Below are 14,889 nucleotides of genomic sequence, written 5' to 3' on the forward strand. Positions count from 1 at the left end.
GCTCAAACGACCCGCTCGGCACCCCGCTCGATCCCCGCCTCGGCCAGCGCCACGGCGCGAAAGACTGCGCGGCCCTTGCTCATCGTTTCCTTCCATTCGGCGTCCGGGACCGAGTCGGCCACGATGCCGGCGCCGGCCTGGATGTGGAGCATGCCGTCCTTGATCACGGCGGTGCGGATCGCGATCGCCGTGTCCATGTTGCCGTTCCAGGACAGATAGCCGACGGCGCCCGAGTAGATGCCGCGCTTGACGGGTTCCAGCTCGTCGATGATCTCCATCGCGCGGATCTTGGGCGCCCCGGAGACGGTCCCGGCCGGGAAGGTCGCACGCAGCACGTCGATGGCGTTCATGCCCTCGCGCAGATCGCCGACCACGTTGGAGACGATGTGCATCACGTGCGAATAGCGCTCGACGATCATCTTGTCCGTCACCCGCACGCTGCCGATCTCGGCCACGCGCCCGGCATCGTTGCGTCCCAGATCGATCAACATCAGGTGCTCGGCCAGCTCCTTGGGATCGGCCAGAAGCTCGGCTTCGAGTGCCCGGTCTTCGGCCTCGGTCTCGCCGCGACGGCGGGTGCCGGCGATCGGGCGGACCGTGACCACGCCGTCCTCGAGCCGGGTCAGGATCTCGGGAGAGGAGCCGACGATGTGAAAATCGCCCAGATCGAGAAAGTACATGTAGGGCGACGGATTGAGCCCGCGCAGCGCACGATAGAGATCCAGCGGCGGCGCCTGGAAGGGGATGGAGAGACGCTGCGAGATGACGACCTGCATGCAGTCGCCGGCCAGGATGTAGCCCTTGATGCGCTCGACGGCGTGCTTGAACCCGTCCTCGGTGAAGCCGGAGACGAAGTCGGCCTCGCTCACCGTGCGCCCCGGCTCGGACGAGCGCCGCGGAGCGCCGCTGCGCATCCGCTCGCACAGCGCATCGATGCGCGCCTCGCCGGCCTCCAGGGTATCCCCGGCGCTCGGATCAAGGTTCAGGATGATGTACATCCGCCCGCTGAGATTGTCGAAGACGACCACCTCGTCGGAGACCATCAGCAGGATGTCCGGCGTACCCAGTTGATCAGGGTTGGGGCAGGTCGCCAGACGCGGCTCGATGTAGCGAATGGTGTCGTAGCCGAAATAGCCGACCAGACCGCCGGTAAAGCGCGGCAGGCAGGCCAGGTCCGCAACCTTGAAACGCTGCTGGTAGGCGTCGATCCAGGCCAGCGGATCGGCCGTCTCGACGGACTCGATGACCGCGCCGTCACGCTCGACGCGGATCTCGTGGCCGCTCACCCGCAGCAGGGTGCGACAGGGCAGGCCGATAATGGAATAACGCCCCCACTTCTCCCCGCCCTGCACGGATTCGAGCAGGTAGGAGTAAGGCCCCTCGGCGAGCTTGAGATAGACGCTGAGCGGCGTGTCGAGGTCGGCAAGGACCTCGCGCAGAATCGGAATACGGTTGTGGCCCTGGTCGGCGAGGGCGCTAAAGGCAGCGGGGGTCATCGGGGTCTCCGAGCAATGGGATTCAAGGCAGGTCGGAACGCGGTCTCAACCTCGCCATCGCCACCCGTTCATCGCTCGCATCGTCCCAGTTTTCATAGAGTGGTTAGTGGTTAGTGGTTAGTGGTTAGTGGAGCGGTGCAGAGATTCCGAGACCGTACGAGATCATTTTCGTTGTCGTTGTCGTTGTCGTCATCGACCATCGATACGATGACGATGACGATGACGATGACGACAACGACAACGAACAGTCTCGACACATCTGTCGTACTGCACTGGAGCAGTCTGGAGGATGGGTTTCGCTTTCGCTCTACCCATCCTACGCGCTCGAAAATATTACGCGGCCAGAAATTGCTTGAGCTCGACCATGGAGTCGATCACCGCGTCGGGCTTGGCCTCGCGGATATCATGACCGTGGTTGTAACCGTAACTCATGCAGATGATCCCGAAGCCCGCAGCGCGCGCGGCCTTCACGTCGCTCACCGAGTCGCCGATCATGAGCGCGTCTGCAGGCTCGACACCGAAGTGTTGTGCCGCGTGCAACAACGGCATGGGATCCGGCTTCTTCTTGGGTAGCGTATCACCACTCACCACAAGGCCGAAATTCTCGCGGATCCCCAGATCACGCAGCAATGGCTCGGTAAACTGAGCCGCCTTGTTGGTCACGCAACCGAGCTGATAACCCGCCCCCTTCATGAAGGAGATGCCCTCGATCACGCCCGGATAGAGCACCGAGCGCTTGGAGGTGTTCTCCGCATAGAGCTCCAGAAAGATCGGGAGCGCCGCCTCGAAATCCGCCTCGTCCGGCTCGCCGTCGAGCTGTCCGATCAACGCCCGGCGCACCAGACGCTCGACGCCGTTCCCGACCCAATTCCGCACGGCCGCTTCCCCGTGGGGCGGACGACCGAGCCGCGCCATCATGGCGTCGACACAAAAGGTCAGATCCGGGACGCTGTCCACCAGCGTGCCATCCACATCGATCAGGATCATCTTCGGTCGCAGCATGCGGTCACAGCTCCAGACTCAGCAACACAATCGGACACACCATTCAGGCCCTTTATCACCTGAACCGCGTCGACTCGAATCGCGACGGGAAGTATAGCCGCATCGACCAAACCCCCACCCCGACCTCAGCCCCGGACGCGGTTCAGCGATCCATCTGCTCGCGCATCTCACGAATAATGCTGTCGTAGCGATGCGGATCGCTGTCACGGCCCTTGCCGAAGATCCCGGAGCCGGAGACGAAGGTGTCCGCGCCAGCCGCTTTGATCTCGCCGATGTTGTCCGCCTTCACGCCGCCGTCGACCTCGAGCCGAATGTCGAGCCCGGAGGCGTCGATCATCTTGCGCGCGGCGCGCAGCTTGTCCATCGTCGCCGGGATGAAGCTCTGTCCGCCGAAGCCGGGGTTCACCGACATCAGCAAGATCATGTCGATCTTGTCCATCACATAATCGAGATAGCTCAGCGATGTGGCCGGGTTGAAGACCAGACCGGCCTTACAGCCCTCGCTGCGGATCAACTGGAGGGTGCGGTCGATGTGCTCGCTCGCCTCCGGATGGAAGGTGATGTAGGTCGCGCCCGCGGCGGCAAAGTCCGGGATGATCCGATCGACCGGCTTCACCATCAGATGCACGTCGATCGGCGCGGTCACGCCGTGCTTGCGCAGCGCCTCGCAAACCAGAGGGCCGATGGTCAGGTTCGGCACGTAATGGTTGTCCATCACGTCGAAATGGACGATGTCCGCCCCGGCGGCGAGCACATTGTCGACCTCCTCGCCGAGCCGGGCGAAATCCGCCGAGAGGATGGACGGTGCGATCAGATCAGGCGTCATGCTGGTGTCCCCTAAGATCTCGCTTACCGCGGCACACGCGCCTCGGCCCGGATCCATTTTGATGTTGAAAGTGACCGGGTGGCCGCGGGTGGTTACCCACCCGCGGCTCCCACAGATCCGGACGTGCGGGACTACCGCATCCGGCTCCTCGGTTGAGCGCTCGCTGCACGACAACTGTCGCACACCCGATGGACCATTCAGCCCATGTCGCGATCTCCTGTCGTTCTGTTCAGATGGTCAGGTGACTCGATGTTCACGCCATCGTCCCTTCAGAAGGTGTCTCAACCGATCGGCCGCTTCCCTCCCATGGGTCCGCTCGGGTGCGTTCCCCACGCTCAACGGTACTATCAGCCGACTCTGACTGCTCAGTCGCCATCGCGCCGCACTTCGTTGCCTTCGCTTGGCGCTACCTTGCCGTCGGTCCTGTTCGCTCCCGTCGGCCGGACCAGCGCCGTCGGGCCGGGGCGGCTTCTTACGCGGTGCCCGCGCCGCGTCTCGGGCAAGGAGCAACTGAGCGCTCCCAGGTTCCTGGACGACCCGTGCGTACATGCCCTGCTCTTAGACCCCGGCGGAGTCTCGACATCAGGCCGTTACGATGCCGAAACTGTTGCCTTCCGGTGTTCCGAATACGTCGGCTCCGCTGAACTCAGTAACGGGGCTCCATCACACGGCCTGCACGCCCCCTGTGTACGCTTCGCAGGCGGGATCGCTCCCGCACCACACAACACTCGGTTCCGGTGGATGGCCACTCCTTACCGGCTCGGGACTTGCACCCGGTGGGTCGCAAAAAGGAGTTTCCGATTGGCTTATCCGTTCGCTATCTTCCTCTCCTTCCAGGCTTTGCCTGGCGCAACGGAACTCTAACCTAAGCGGGCCGGATTTTCACTCGGCACTAGGCCGCCCGCGCCTCCGTGATGGTCTCGTAGGCACGCCGGATCTCCTGCGTCTTCAGCGAAGCCATGCGCATCGCCTCCTCCGGCAGACCCTTCGCCATCAGCTTGTCCGGGTGATGTTGACTCATCAGGCGCCGATACGCCGTCTTGATCTCCGCATCGCTCGCCTTGGGGCCGACCCCCAGGGTCGCGTAGGCGCTGACGAGCGGCGCCGGTCTTGACGCTGACGAGGATCTGCCGCGGCCGGCCTGCCCAGTCGCACCGGCATACATCCGCTGCTGCAGCACCAAAAGGTTCTCGAGCTGCCGATAGGCGAAGGCCGAGACGTTGAGCCCGCGCCGAATGGTCTCGAGCGCGCGCCGCTGGTCCGGCGTCGGGGCGCCGTCCACATAGGCGGTCAGGAGCTGCACCTCGAGGAACAGGTGAATCAAGGTCCCTTGACCCGTGCAGACGGCCTTCAACGCAGCGATGGCGCCCGCCAGATCGAAGTCGGACGATTTACCTTGGTTGAAAAGATCGATCGCCACGCGGCGCTGGTCGGTACCCAAAGACATCCGATCCATCACGGAACGCGCCAAGGCGACCTCGGCCTCGCTGACACGCCCGTCGGCCTTGGCGACATGGCCCATCACCAAGAAGGTCGTCTCGAAGAAACGCGCCTGGACCCGTGCCCGTTGCGCACCCGTCAAGGCGGGTCGCCGCGGACCGCCGATCCAGCCCCGATCCACGCCCTGACCCAAGGCCGCGCCGAATACCGCGCCGACCGGACCTCCCACGACCAGACCGATCGCGCCGCCGACGGCTGTGCCGACCCAACCCATGTCGAAAACTCCCTTATTTGCCTTTTAGATACTGCTCATCGCTGAAGGAGTAGACCCACTGCGGCTTGAACGCAACCAGCACGGCCAAGATCCAGCCGTTCAGGAAGGCCTCCGGCATGAACATCAAAGGAAAGAAGGGTAGCACCGTTTCGCTGAGATCCGCGAAGCTGTAAGCGCCGCTGACTACCAACAACCAAGCGGCCAGATAGCCGGTCATCACCCCCACCAGACCCGCGGTCAAGAACCCGTTCACCAGCACATAGACGAAAAACTGCTTGGGCAGATACCAGCGGATCAGGATCAAGGCGACCTGGGTCAGGGTCGCCGGCACGACACCCGTGAGGAGGGCATTCATCGCGAACCCGTCCCAGCCCGTTCCCGCGTTCAGAACCACCCCGAGCAGCACCAACGCAGCCCCGATCACCGCCAACGACCACCCGAACATCAGGGTGATGGCCGTCACCCCGAGCAGATGAAACGACAACCCGGACTGCACCTGAACGTCCATGTGCCAGAGCACGAGCAGCGCAACGACCGCCCCGAGAAAGACGTTCAAATGCTCCATGTCGCGAAACTTCCGCCACGGCGTCAACCGCAAGGCGAGCAGCAGGATGAAGGCGAAGAGCAGATTCATGACCCAGAGCAGGGCCGGCGAAAACAGCGTACCGTCGATCGTCATGTCGCGCCTGTCGGAAGTGGCTTGGTCAGGGTGACCTCATCTGTGCGAAATTAGGTAGGTTTTCGAGAGGATCAACTCTGTGCGCGCGATGGAGGGCTTCGCGGAGTGTCGGGCTTCCGGTATCCGAACGAACCACGGTTCGGCGTGGGCAAGGGAGAAACGGCCGGAGTTCACCCGGAGTTGAGCGGCAAGGAACGGCGGCGTAACGAGAAATGGCGGAGACTCAAACGTCCGCGATCATGGCAGCCATGTCCGCCGCTCGCTCCGGCAGCGCTCCGTCGGCCATCGGGTAGATGATTCCTTAGCGGGCAGGAGTGATGATCGCGTACAGCATGTCGGGCATGAGCGCGGTGTCCGTGGATGCGTCGAACGGCCACAGCTTGGAGGTGACCGAGCGGAAATCCGCCAGGGAATAGATCACTTCGACCGCGTAGGTCGTTTGCGCAGAGGGTGACGTGCCTGTCGAGTGTTCAGGGATCAAGACCGTGCAGGATTCGCGAGAGCTGCATCCCTGGAGCTGCAGATTCCGTTGCTCGCCGGGATCGGCCCTGAGCGCACCACTCTCGCTTGCATTGAGGAGGGCTTCGGCGACCTCCTGTGCAAGCGGCCCGTATCCACTGAGTTGCGCTGGGTAAACGCCATTGAAGGAGCCATCCGCAAAGGTGACGTCGTACAGGCTGCCTTGGATCTCGATACCCCTCACGCCGCTGATCACGCCATTCTCCACGACGAAGGACTGTGCCTGGACCGGGCCTACCGCCCCGATGTAGAGCGCCATGATGGCCGGACGGAATCCGTGATCGAGAATGCGTTTTATCTGCATAGTGCTCTCCGCTTCAGGTCGACGAGTCAGGTGGCCTCGCGCTCGTCGGAGCACAGCGTCAGGTGTGCGAGACGGTGGCCCTGCTCATCCGGCAGGTCTGAAGTCCGCCGGCGATCGTCGCGAAGCGGCGACATCCCGGGATCGACGACTTGCAGTCGTCGTCTTCCGCCGGCCTGACGGCTCGCTAGGCTTGCGGAGAAATTCCCAAGATCGCACCCGATGGCGGCGCGGCCGACAGGCACGGGACATGCGCGGGTTCTGATGGATTGAGCGCGAAATCCGTGAGGTGCCATTGAAACGCACAGTTGTGCATCGCGCATTGCGAAATGTAGAGGAAGAGCGTCGGGGTCGATCCCGTTCCTTTTTTGGTGCACCGTCGCCTGTTACCGTCGCCCCGTCGATCGAGAACGAATGCCACCCGACGGCGTTGGGTGCGCCGAGCATGGGTCGACCCGACCGATTCACTCGAAATGAGGCTGCGCCCGAGGCACAAGCCCGAGCAGAGGCCGCTCATACCGAGCCGTCCGGAGCTGCCGTCAAGATGTCACTCTCCATCCACACCAAGGTCTTCCTCACGCTTCTGCTCGCCTGCGTCCTGGTGTTGTCGGGCACGCAGGCGTTCGTGCACTGGTCGCTTCAACGCGGATTGGTCGAGCTGGCCGAGGCGCGTGAGCAGGCGCGCGTAGAGGTCATTGCCGAGCGTCTCATCGAGATCTATGCCCGAGAGGAGGGCTGGGCGCCGCTGCGCGCATCGCCGCGGCTGTGGCTCGGCGCGCTGCTGGGGCGCGATTGGCCCTCGGAGGGGCGTCGGGGCGGACCGGGCGAGGGCGCGCGCCCTCCTCCGTGGGCGCGACGCTTCATCGGAGCGCATCATCAGGCGGACGGCGGCGATGGCTTCGTCTGGCCACCGTCGCCGTCCTTGCGGAATGAGCGACGGGATCAGGGTCCGCCGATCGAGCTACGTTTGATGCTGCTCGACGCCGATGGCACCCCGATCTACGGACGGCCGGAGTTGTTGCCCGACACTCGGCGTTTTCCGTTGGATCTCGACGGCGCGCCGATCGGCGAGCTGGCGGTCATCGCGGGTCCCCCGGTCGCGGAGCTCGCCGATCTGCATTTCGTCGAGCGTCAGGGTGGGCGCCTCTGGCTGATTGTAGCGGCGATGCTGGCGCTCGCGGCCGCCTTGGCCTATCCGCTGTCCAGTCGTCTCATCCGACCGGTTCAAGACTTCCAGCAGACGGCTCGTCGACTGGCAGCCGGGGACTATGACGCTCGCGTGGCGGTCGCAGGCGGCGACGAGATCGCCCGCTTGGGCCGCGACATCAACGCACTCGCGGATGCCCTGGGGCGCAACGACCGGGCGCGGCGTCAGTGGGTCGCAGACATCTCGCATGAGCTGCGCACGCCGATCGCGCTGTTGCGGGCGCAACTGGAAGCGATGCAGGATGGCGTAAGGCCGCTGGAGCGCGCGGAGGTCGATCGGCTGCACGGGGACGTGCTACGACTCTCGCGGTTGGTCGAGGACCTGAACGACCTTGCGACGACGGATCTCGGTGCACTCGCCTACCGCATGCAGGAGATCGACCTTGCCGAGATCCTCCGAGAGAATATCGATGCCTTCCGGACGCGTTTCGAGGCCGCGGGACTCGCCTTGGTCTTCGACAATCGGCTCGCCGGTCGGCGCGACTCGGGTTCCGCCGAGTGTGCTCCGCTGCACGCCGACGCGGGCCGTATCTCCCAACTCATCGGCAACCTCCTTCACAACAGCCTGAGCTACACGGATCCGGGCGGGGGGCTGACGGTGACTTTGAGCGCAGGTCCGGTCGGCGGCTATCGGATCACCTTCGAGGACACCCCGCCCGGCGTCCCGCCCGAAGACCTGCCCCGACTCTTCGACCGGCTGTATCGGGTCGATGCCTCGCGCAGCCGCCACACGGGCGGCGCCGGACTGGGACTTGCGATCGCGAAAAACGTGGTGTTGGCCCATGGCGGGACGATCGAGGCACAGGCTGCGGCAGCGGGCGGTTGTGCGATCCGCATCGAGCTGCCGACAGACCGAGAGGGGACGAGTTAAATGCACCAACCTGCACTGCCGCTGATCCTCATCGTCGAGGACGAGGAGCGCTTGGCCGACGTGGTCGGCGACTATCTGCGTGCGGACGGTTTCCGGGTCCATCACCTGGCGACCGGCACGGGTGCAGTCGCCTGGATCGAGCGCGAAGGACCGGATCTGATCCTGCTCGACCTCATGTTGCCGGGTCAGGACGGGTTGAGCATCTGTCGCGAGGTGCGCAGCCGCGCTCAGGTGCCCATCATCATGACGACGGCACGGGTCGAGGAGATCGATCGCCTGCTGGGGCTTGAGCTGGGTGCCGACGACTATGTCTGCAAACCTTACAGCCCGCGAGAGTTGGTGGCGCGCGTCAAGGCCGTCCTGAGACGAACGAGCCGGTCGCTCGAGCACCGCCGGGGCGGTTTCTTGACACTCGAGCCGGAGCGCTTGCAGGTCTCGCACGACGGCATGGTCATCACGCTGACCGCAGTGGAATTTGCTTTGCTCGCTGCGCTCCATCAGGCCGCTGGCCGGATCCTCTCGCGCGACCGACTCATGGACCGGATCTATTCCGACAACCGGGTCGTGTCCGATCGCACCATCGACAGCCACATCAAGAAGCTCCGGCGCCGACTCACCGAGCTGGCGCCGGATATCGAGCTGATCCACTCGGTCTATGGTGTCGGCTATCGCTACGAGGAGCCCGACGCCGACGCGGCCGTCTCGCACGACCCTGGCTGAGCCGCTGATCGGTTGGGTCGAGTGGACAAGCGCCAAGGGTGGACAAGTTGGGTAGGGTGGAGAAGCGCCGTAGGGTGGACAAGCGCAGCGCAGTCCACCAGCCTCGGCCCGGGGCTCGGTGGACTTCGCTCTCGCTCGTCCTCCCTACTGACCGGCCCCGGCCGCTTCCACGAAATCTGCACGATCTCTGCACAACCCCTGCACCCTGGTCACCTAACCTGCAGTGCGTCGGGACTGGACTCGACATCGCATCGGGACCCTCCCGGGGCGCAACGAAGACATCAAAGGTGACACAGTATGAACACAGGCAAGAGCTTCCGCACTGCAACCTTGGCGTTCGCCGTCACGGCCGTCATGGCCACCTCGGTCTTGGCCGGACCTCGCGGCTACCATCAAGACCCGAGCGCGTTCGCGGACCAGCGCATCGAACGGATGACCCGGACCCTGGATCTGACGAGCGAGCAGCAGAGCGAGATCCGAACCATCCTGGAGGGGCAACGCGCACAGGCACTGCAACAGCGTGAAGAGGTGCAGGCACGCATCGGCGCCGTTCTCACGCCCGAGCAACAGGCACGCATCGAAGAGCAGCGGGACTCTCGGATGGAAAGGCATCTCAACCGGCTCGCCGACCGACTGGATCTGAGCGAGGAGCAGGTCGCCGAGGTGCGCACCGTCATGCAGACCAAGCACGACGACTCGGGCATGACCCGAGACGAGATCCGAGAGCAGATCAAGGCCGTCCTGACCGAGGATCAGCTCAAGCGGTTCGAGGCCCGCGGACCCGGATCCAAGCGTGGCGGTCCGGGCGAACCCTGTGCGAAGGACAAGCCTCGCGGCGGGCCGGCGTTCTGATGGCTCAAGCCCCGGCCGACGACGGGTTTAATGGGCTCCGGCCGGGGCATTGGACAGCAGCGCAGCCATCTCCGCTGCCTGCTCGGGCAGCGCCCGTCGGCCATCGGCCATCGGCCATCGGCCGGATGATGCCTTCTTCCTTGACTTGAATCACGGGCGACCAAATTGGGATGTAGTGATACATCCTATCGGACCCGCCCGCCGCTCAATACCATCCGCCGGGTTCCAACGTTGATCAATGGGTCTGGCGATTCGTCCGACCATGGATACGATTGAGGAGGACGCAATGGAACTCAGACCACTCGGACGCACCGACATCCGCGTCAGCGCGCTTTGCCTCGGCACCATGACCTTCGGCGAGCAGAACAGCGAGGCCGATGCACACGCACAGCTCGACCGGGCGCTCGCCGCGGGTATCAACTTCATCGACACGGCCGAGATGTATCCGGTGCCGCCGCGCGCGGAAACCATCGGCCACACCGAAGCCTATATCGGCAACTGGTTCGCGTCGCGCGGTTGTCGGGACCAGGTGGTTTTGGCGTCCAAGGTTGCCGGTCCGGGCGCATGGCTGCCGCATGTTCGCGGCGGCAAGGCGCGCTTGGACCGAACCAACATCGTGACGGCATTGGACGGCAGCCTGAAGCGGCTGCAGACCGACTGGATCGACCTCTACCAGCTCCACTGGCCGGATCGCGAGACCAATTACTTCGGCAAGCTCGGCTATTCGCCGGAGGAGGACGCGCACAGCGTCCCCCTGCTGGAGACCCTCGAGGTCCTCGCCGATCTGGTCCAAGCCGGCAAGATTCGGCAGATCGGTGTCTCCAACGAAACGCCCTGGGGGCTGATGCGTTTCCTCGCACTCGCGCAGGAGCATGTCCTGCCGCGCATGGTCAGCATCCAGAACCCCTACAGTCTGCTGAACCGGACCTTCGAGGTCGGTCTCGCCGAGGTCGCCATCCGGGAGGATTGCGGTCTCCTGGCCTACTCGCCGCTCGGATTCGGCGTGCTGTCGGGGAAGTATCTGGACGGCGCGCGCCCGGCCGGCGCACGCGTCACCCTCTTCGAGCGCTTCAGCCGCTATTCGAACCCGGAGGCCGAGCGGGCCACGGCGGAATATGTCGCACTCGCCCGACGTCACGGACTCGACCCGGCGCAGATGGCCCTCGCCTGGGTGACGAGCCGCCCCTTCGTCACCTCCAACATCATCGGTGCGACGACGCCCGAGCAGTTGGAGACCAACCTCGCCAGCGCGGATCTCACGCTCCCGGACGAGGTGATCGCGCAGATCGAGGCGATCCATACGCGGCAGCCGAATCCGGCGCCTTGAACCTGTAGGGGCGAATGAAGATCTACGGCATCGACTTCACCAGCCGACCGAGTCCCGGCAAGCCCATCACCTGTCTGGAATGCTGTTTGGATGGCCTGCGGCTGGAGGCCGGCGAGCTGATCGAATGGCGGGACTTCGAGGGTTTCGAGACCGCGTTGCAGCGACCCGGGCCATGGATCGCCGGGGTCGATTTTCCCTTGGGCCAATCGCGCACCTTCATCGAGAACATCGGCTGGCCCGACACCTGGGCGGGCTATGTGGATCACGCAGCCGGACTCGGCCGCGACGGGTTCCGCGCCACGTTGGATGGGTACAGAGCGGTCCGTCCGCCGGGCGACAAAGAACACCGCCGCGCCACGGATCGTGCGACCGGGGCGATCAGCCCGCAAAAGCTCTACGGCACGCCGGTCGGACTCATGTTCTTGGAGGGCGCGCCGCGGCTGCGCAAGGCCGGCGTGAGGATTCCGGGACTCCAAGACGGCGACCCCGAGCGGATCGTCGTCGAAGCCTATCCGGGCGTCCTCGCCCGTCGGCTCATCGGCAGGCAGGGTTACAAACAGGACACAAGATCCAAGCAGACAGCGCAGCGAGATGACGCCAGGAAAAGGCTCCTCGCCCTGATCCTCCACGGAGCGACACAACCCATCTACGGCCTGAAGGTCGACGCGGACCCGAGCCTCGCCGAGGATCCGAGCGGCGACCGGCTCGACGCCCTGCTGTGTGCCATCCAAGCGGCTTGGGCCTGGACGCAACGGGAGACGGGGTTCGGGATGCCGGACGCGATGGACTGTCTGGAAGGGGCGATCGCGCACCCGATCGGCGGCTGACGCACCGATGCACGCGCGATCGGAACCGATCTGCACGCGATACGGTCGGCAGATCGTCGTGTGGAGGCTGTTTTCAGCAGCCGGTCAGTCGGATTTCGGCGGCGATTCGCGCTCGACCACGATGCCGGGATGCCCGCATTTCAGACCCGCCAGCTTGACCGCCTGCACGACTGCCTCCGCGGCGGGCCGACCCTGCAGCAGGCCATGGATGACCCCGGCATTGAAGACATCGCCCGCACCCAGCGTATCGACGACACGCGTCGGGACGTAGGCCGGCACCCGCTGGACTTGACCGCCGCGGGCAAGGAATGCGGCACCGTCCGCGCCCCAAGCAACAACGCAAAGCCGTGCATCGCTGCGCACGAGGAGATCCTCCAGAAAGTCACCCGGATCCTCGCGTCCGCCGGCACGCGCAAAGGCGCGACTCGCCAGCAACAGTTGCGGGCCATGCAGCAACGCCTCGATCCCGGGACGGGATTTCTCCAGCTCGACCGAGATCGGCACATCCGGGGCCTCCTCGCGGACACGGCGGATCATCCGTGCGGTCTCCAGCGGGTTGCGCCCTTCGAAATGGACCCAGGCGAGTCCATCGAGCGAGACCCGTCCGAAATCGTCCGCACTCAGCTCGGGCAGGTCCCGAAAATGGACGATGGTCCGGCTGCCGCCTCCGCGGCTGAGCAGGATCGACGAGGTCGGGGTGGTCCCGCCGGGCACCCGCATGGCCTCCCGCGCGTGGATACCCTGATCGGCAAGGTCGGCGAGGATCAGGTCGGCCGCGGGGTCGTCGCCCAGGATACCCACCCAACGGCAGTCGTGTCCGAGCTGCGACAGCACGGCGAGACTGTTGGTGACATTGCCGCCGCGCACCCGGCGCATGGCCAGGGCGCGGACCTCGTCGTCCTCGGCGGGATAGACCGCGACCTCGTAGACGAGATCGAGCACGGCGATGCCGACACCCAACACGGGGCCGGCGGAGCGCCCCCGCACGGTCTCGGCAGGATCAGAGATCGCGTGCAACGCGGAACCCCAGCATATTCAGACGCGTTCCCGGAACGAAGCGTGCACGAACAAAGGTTCGCATCGAGGCGGAAGGTTTGTTGAAGGCGCCGCCGCGGGCGACGCGATCGGTGCAGGGACCGTCCGTACGGGCCCGGCCGTCGCTCGGTGCGCCTTCGTAGCCCGACTGATAGCAGTCCTCGACCCACTCCATGACATTGCCTGCCGTGTCGTGGAGACCGAAGGGGCTCGGGTCGAAGCCCCCCACGGGCGCCGTCGAGCGGTTGTCCCAGGCGCTGCCGCAATCGAAACAGACCGCCCGATTCGGCTCCAGGCCGAACCCCCACCAGTAGGATCCGCGCCCGCCGGCTCGCGCCGCATACTCCCATTCGGCCTCGCTCGGCAGGCGGTAGCTGCGTCCGGTCTCGCGGGAGAGCCAGGCCGTATAGGCGCGGGCATCGTCCCAGCTCACCCCGACCACCGGGCGGTTGCCTCGACCCCAACCGAAGTCCTTCGCAAATCCACGGCCGACGGCGCGGGCAAAACGATCGTATTCCTCGAAGGTGACCTCGTAGACCCCCATCAAGAAGGGCGCGATCTCAACCTCGCGCGCCGGCCCGAAATCGCTCGCGACCATGAGATTTCGGCCCATCGGAAAACGCCCGCCCGGGAGCCTCGCGAGCGTCGGACCAAACCCGCCGTTGCGCAGCCGATCACGCTGTGTCGGGACAGAGACGATCGAGGGCTCAGCCAGCCCGGATGTCGGCCCGGATGTCGGCCCGGATGTCGGCTCGGTCCCGGACGGCAGTTCGCTCGCCCCGGTCGCGGGCTGCGTTGCAGAGGACTCCGAGGAGGCGACTTCCGGGGTTGCGGGGGCCGGCGGACGCTCGGCACGCAGCCAAACGAAAAGGACGAGCAGGACGAACGCCGGGAGCAGAAGCAGCGGCCAGAGGCCGACGCTGATCGCGCGACGCCGGATCCGAGGTGGCTCGGCTGACGGCCCGCGCGGCGGTGCCGGCGCGAGCAGGGCGGGCTCGCTCCCCTGCGCCTGAAGATCGAGAAGGGCCTGCCGCAAGCGGCCGACCTCGTCTTGGGCGGACTTCAGGGAAAGATCGCGCCGCTCGACCTCTTTGCGCAGGCCGTCGAAGACCAGATGCTGATCCTCCAGGACGTCCTCGAGACGGCGACACTCCTCGGTGATCGCATCGAGCGCCTGCTCTTTTGCGCCGAGGGTCCGCTGCAGGCTGTCGAGTTCCTGACGCAGGGCGAGCTTCTCCGCGGCCGAGGCCGCTCCGCCCTCGACGGCGGAGCGCTCGCGCAGCCGGCGATTGATGCGCGCGACCTCCTGCTGGGCCTCGCGACGCATCTCGCCCAAGGCCTGTCGCAGTGAGTCGGTCTCGGTGCGATCGCCTTGCAGGGGCTGTAAGTTCGTTTCGTCGACCATTCAGGAGGGCATCGGGTTGGTTACACCGGCTTGAGCGTCGGGCAACATCGTCGGATCATGCGGCTCGCGAGTGCGGGTCCGGCGCGTAAGATTCGCATGATCGGCGGTC

At 65.3% G+C, this 14,889-nt stretch carries 13 protein-coding genes; 5 read left to right on the forward strand and 8 right to left on the reverse strand.

Annotated features, from left to right (window positions below; genetic code table 11):
* Window positions 1-2 precede the first annotated feature (2 nt).
* From trpE to BDD21_RS05720, 6 genes are all read right to left on the reverse strand, one after another.
* Window positions 3-1,496, reverse strand: coding sequence for an anthranilate synthase component I (trpE, locus tag BDD21_RS05695; RefSeq protein WP_120796321.1), 1,494 nt, complete (start codon window positions 1,494-1,496; stop codon window positions 3-5).
* A gap of 333 nt (window positions 1,497-1,829) precedes the next feature.
* Window positions 1,830-2,498 (reverse strand): phosphoglycolate phosphatase, encoded by a 669-nt coding sequence (locus BDD21_RS05700; protein ID WP_120796322.1) that lies wholly within the window; start codon window positions 2,496-2,498, stop codon window positions 1,830-1,832.
* A gap of 142 nt (window positions 2,499-2,640) precedes the next feature.
* The gene (gene rpe, locus BDD21_RS05705) at window positions 2,641-3,324 is read right to left on the reverse strand and encodes a ribulose-phosphate 3-epimerase (protein WP_120796323.1); all 684 of its coding nucleotides are present in this window, start codon (window positions 3,322-3,324) and stop codon (window positions 2,641-2,643) included.
* An 892-nt stretch (window positions 3,325-4,216) separates the two neighbouring features.
* Window positions 4,217-5,038 carry a co-chaperone DjlA gene (gene djlA, locus BDD21_RS05710; RefSeq protein WP_120796324.1) on the reverse strand — a complete coding sequence of 274 codons (822 nt, stop codon included), beginning with the start codon at window positions 5,036-5,038 and terminating at the stop codon, window positions 4,217-4,219.
* Between the two features lie 13 nt (window positions 5,039-5,051).
* On the reverse strand, window positions 5,052-5,717 hold the full coding sequence (locus tag BDD21_RS05715) for an energy-coupling factor ABC transporter permease (RefSeq protein WP_120796325.1): 666 nt from the start codon (window positions 5,715-5,717) through the stop codon (window positions 5,052-5,054).
* Window positions 5,718-6,018: 301 nt separating this feature from the next.
* Complete coding sequence (locus tag BDD21_RS05720; RefSeq protein WP_120796326.1) at window positions 6,019-6,540, reverse strand: hypothetical protein; 522 nt, start codon at window positions 6,538-6,540, stop codon at window positions 6,019-6,021.
* 541 nt (window positions 6,541-7,081) lie between these two features.
* Between BDD21_RS05720 and BDD21_RS05725 the strand changes: the two genes are divergently transcribed.
* The 5 genes from BDD21_RS05725 (at window position 7,082) to BDD21_RS05745 (ending at window position 12,340) form a co-directional block, all read left to right on the forward strand.
* On the forward strand, window positions 7,082-8,614 hold the full coding sequence (locus tag BDD21_RS05725) for an ATP-binding protein (protein WP_120796327.1): 1,533 nt from the start codon (window positions 7,082-7,084) through the stop codon (window positions 8,612-8,614).
* On the forward strand, window positions 8,615-9,334 hold the full coding sequence (locus BDD21_RS05730; RefSeq protein WP_120796328.1) for a response regulator: 720 nt from the start codon (window positions 8,615-8,617) through the stop codon (window positions 9,332-9,334).
* 297 nt (window positions 9,335-9,631) lie between these two features.
* On the forward strand, window positions 9,632-10,186 hold the full coding sequence (locus BDD21_RS05735) for a Spy/CpxP family protein refolding chaperone (RefSeq protein WP_120796329.1): 555 nt from the start codon (window positions 9,632-9,634) through the stop codon (window positions 10,184-10,186).
* A gap of 286 nt (window positions 10,187-10,472) precedes the next feature.
* Window positions 10,473-11,513: an NADP(H)-dependent aldo-keto reductase gene (locus BDD21_RS05740; protein WP_120799767.1), complete on the forward strand. Its 1,041-nt coding sequence runs from the start codon at window positions 10,473-10,475 to the stop codon at window positions 11,511-11,513.
* A gap of 14 nt (window positions 11,514-11,527) precedes the next feature.
* A complete protein-coding gene (locus tag BDD21_RS05745) occupies window positions 11,528-12,340 on the forward strand; it encodes a DUF429 domain-containing protein (RefSeq protein ID WP_120796330.1) in 813 nt (270 codons plus the stop codon).
* An 84-nt stretch (window positions 12,341-12,424) separates the two neighbouring features.
* On the opposite strand, the gene BDD21_RS05750 is transcribed toward BDD21_RS05745, so the two are convergent.
* Together BDD21_RS05750 and BDD21_RS05755 are read right to left on the reverse strand one after the other, a co-directional pair.
* Window positions 12,425-13,357 (reverse strand): PfkB family carbohydrate kinase, encoded by a 933-nt coding sequence (locus tag BDD21_RS05750; protein ID WP_245969429.1) that lies wholly within the window; start codon window positions 13,355-13,357, stop codon window positions 12,425-12,427.
* Window positions 13,341-14,780: a formylglycine-generating enzyme family protein gene (locus BDD21_RS05755; RefSeq protein WP_120796331.1), complete on the reverse strand. Its 1,440-nt coding sequence runs from the start codon at window positions 14,778-14,780 to the stop codon at window positions 13,341-13,343. The genes BDD21_RS05750 and BDD21_RS05755 overlap by 17 nt, the downstream gene beginning before the upstream one ends.
* Window positions 14,781-14,889: the final 109 nt, after the last annotated feature.

Origin of the sequence: Thiocapsa rosea (assembly GCF_003634315.1) — a bacterium.
Taxonomy (GTDB): domain Bacteria; phylum Pseudomonadota; class Gammaproteobacteria; order Chromatiales; family Chromatiaceae; genus Thiocapsa; species Thiocapsa rosea.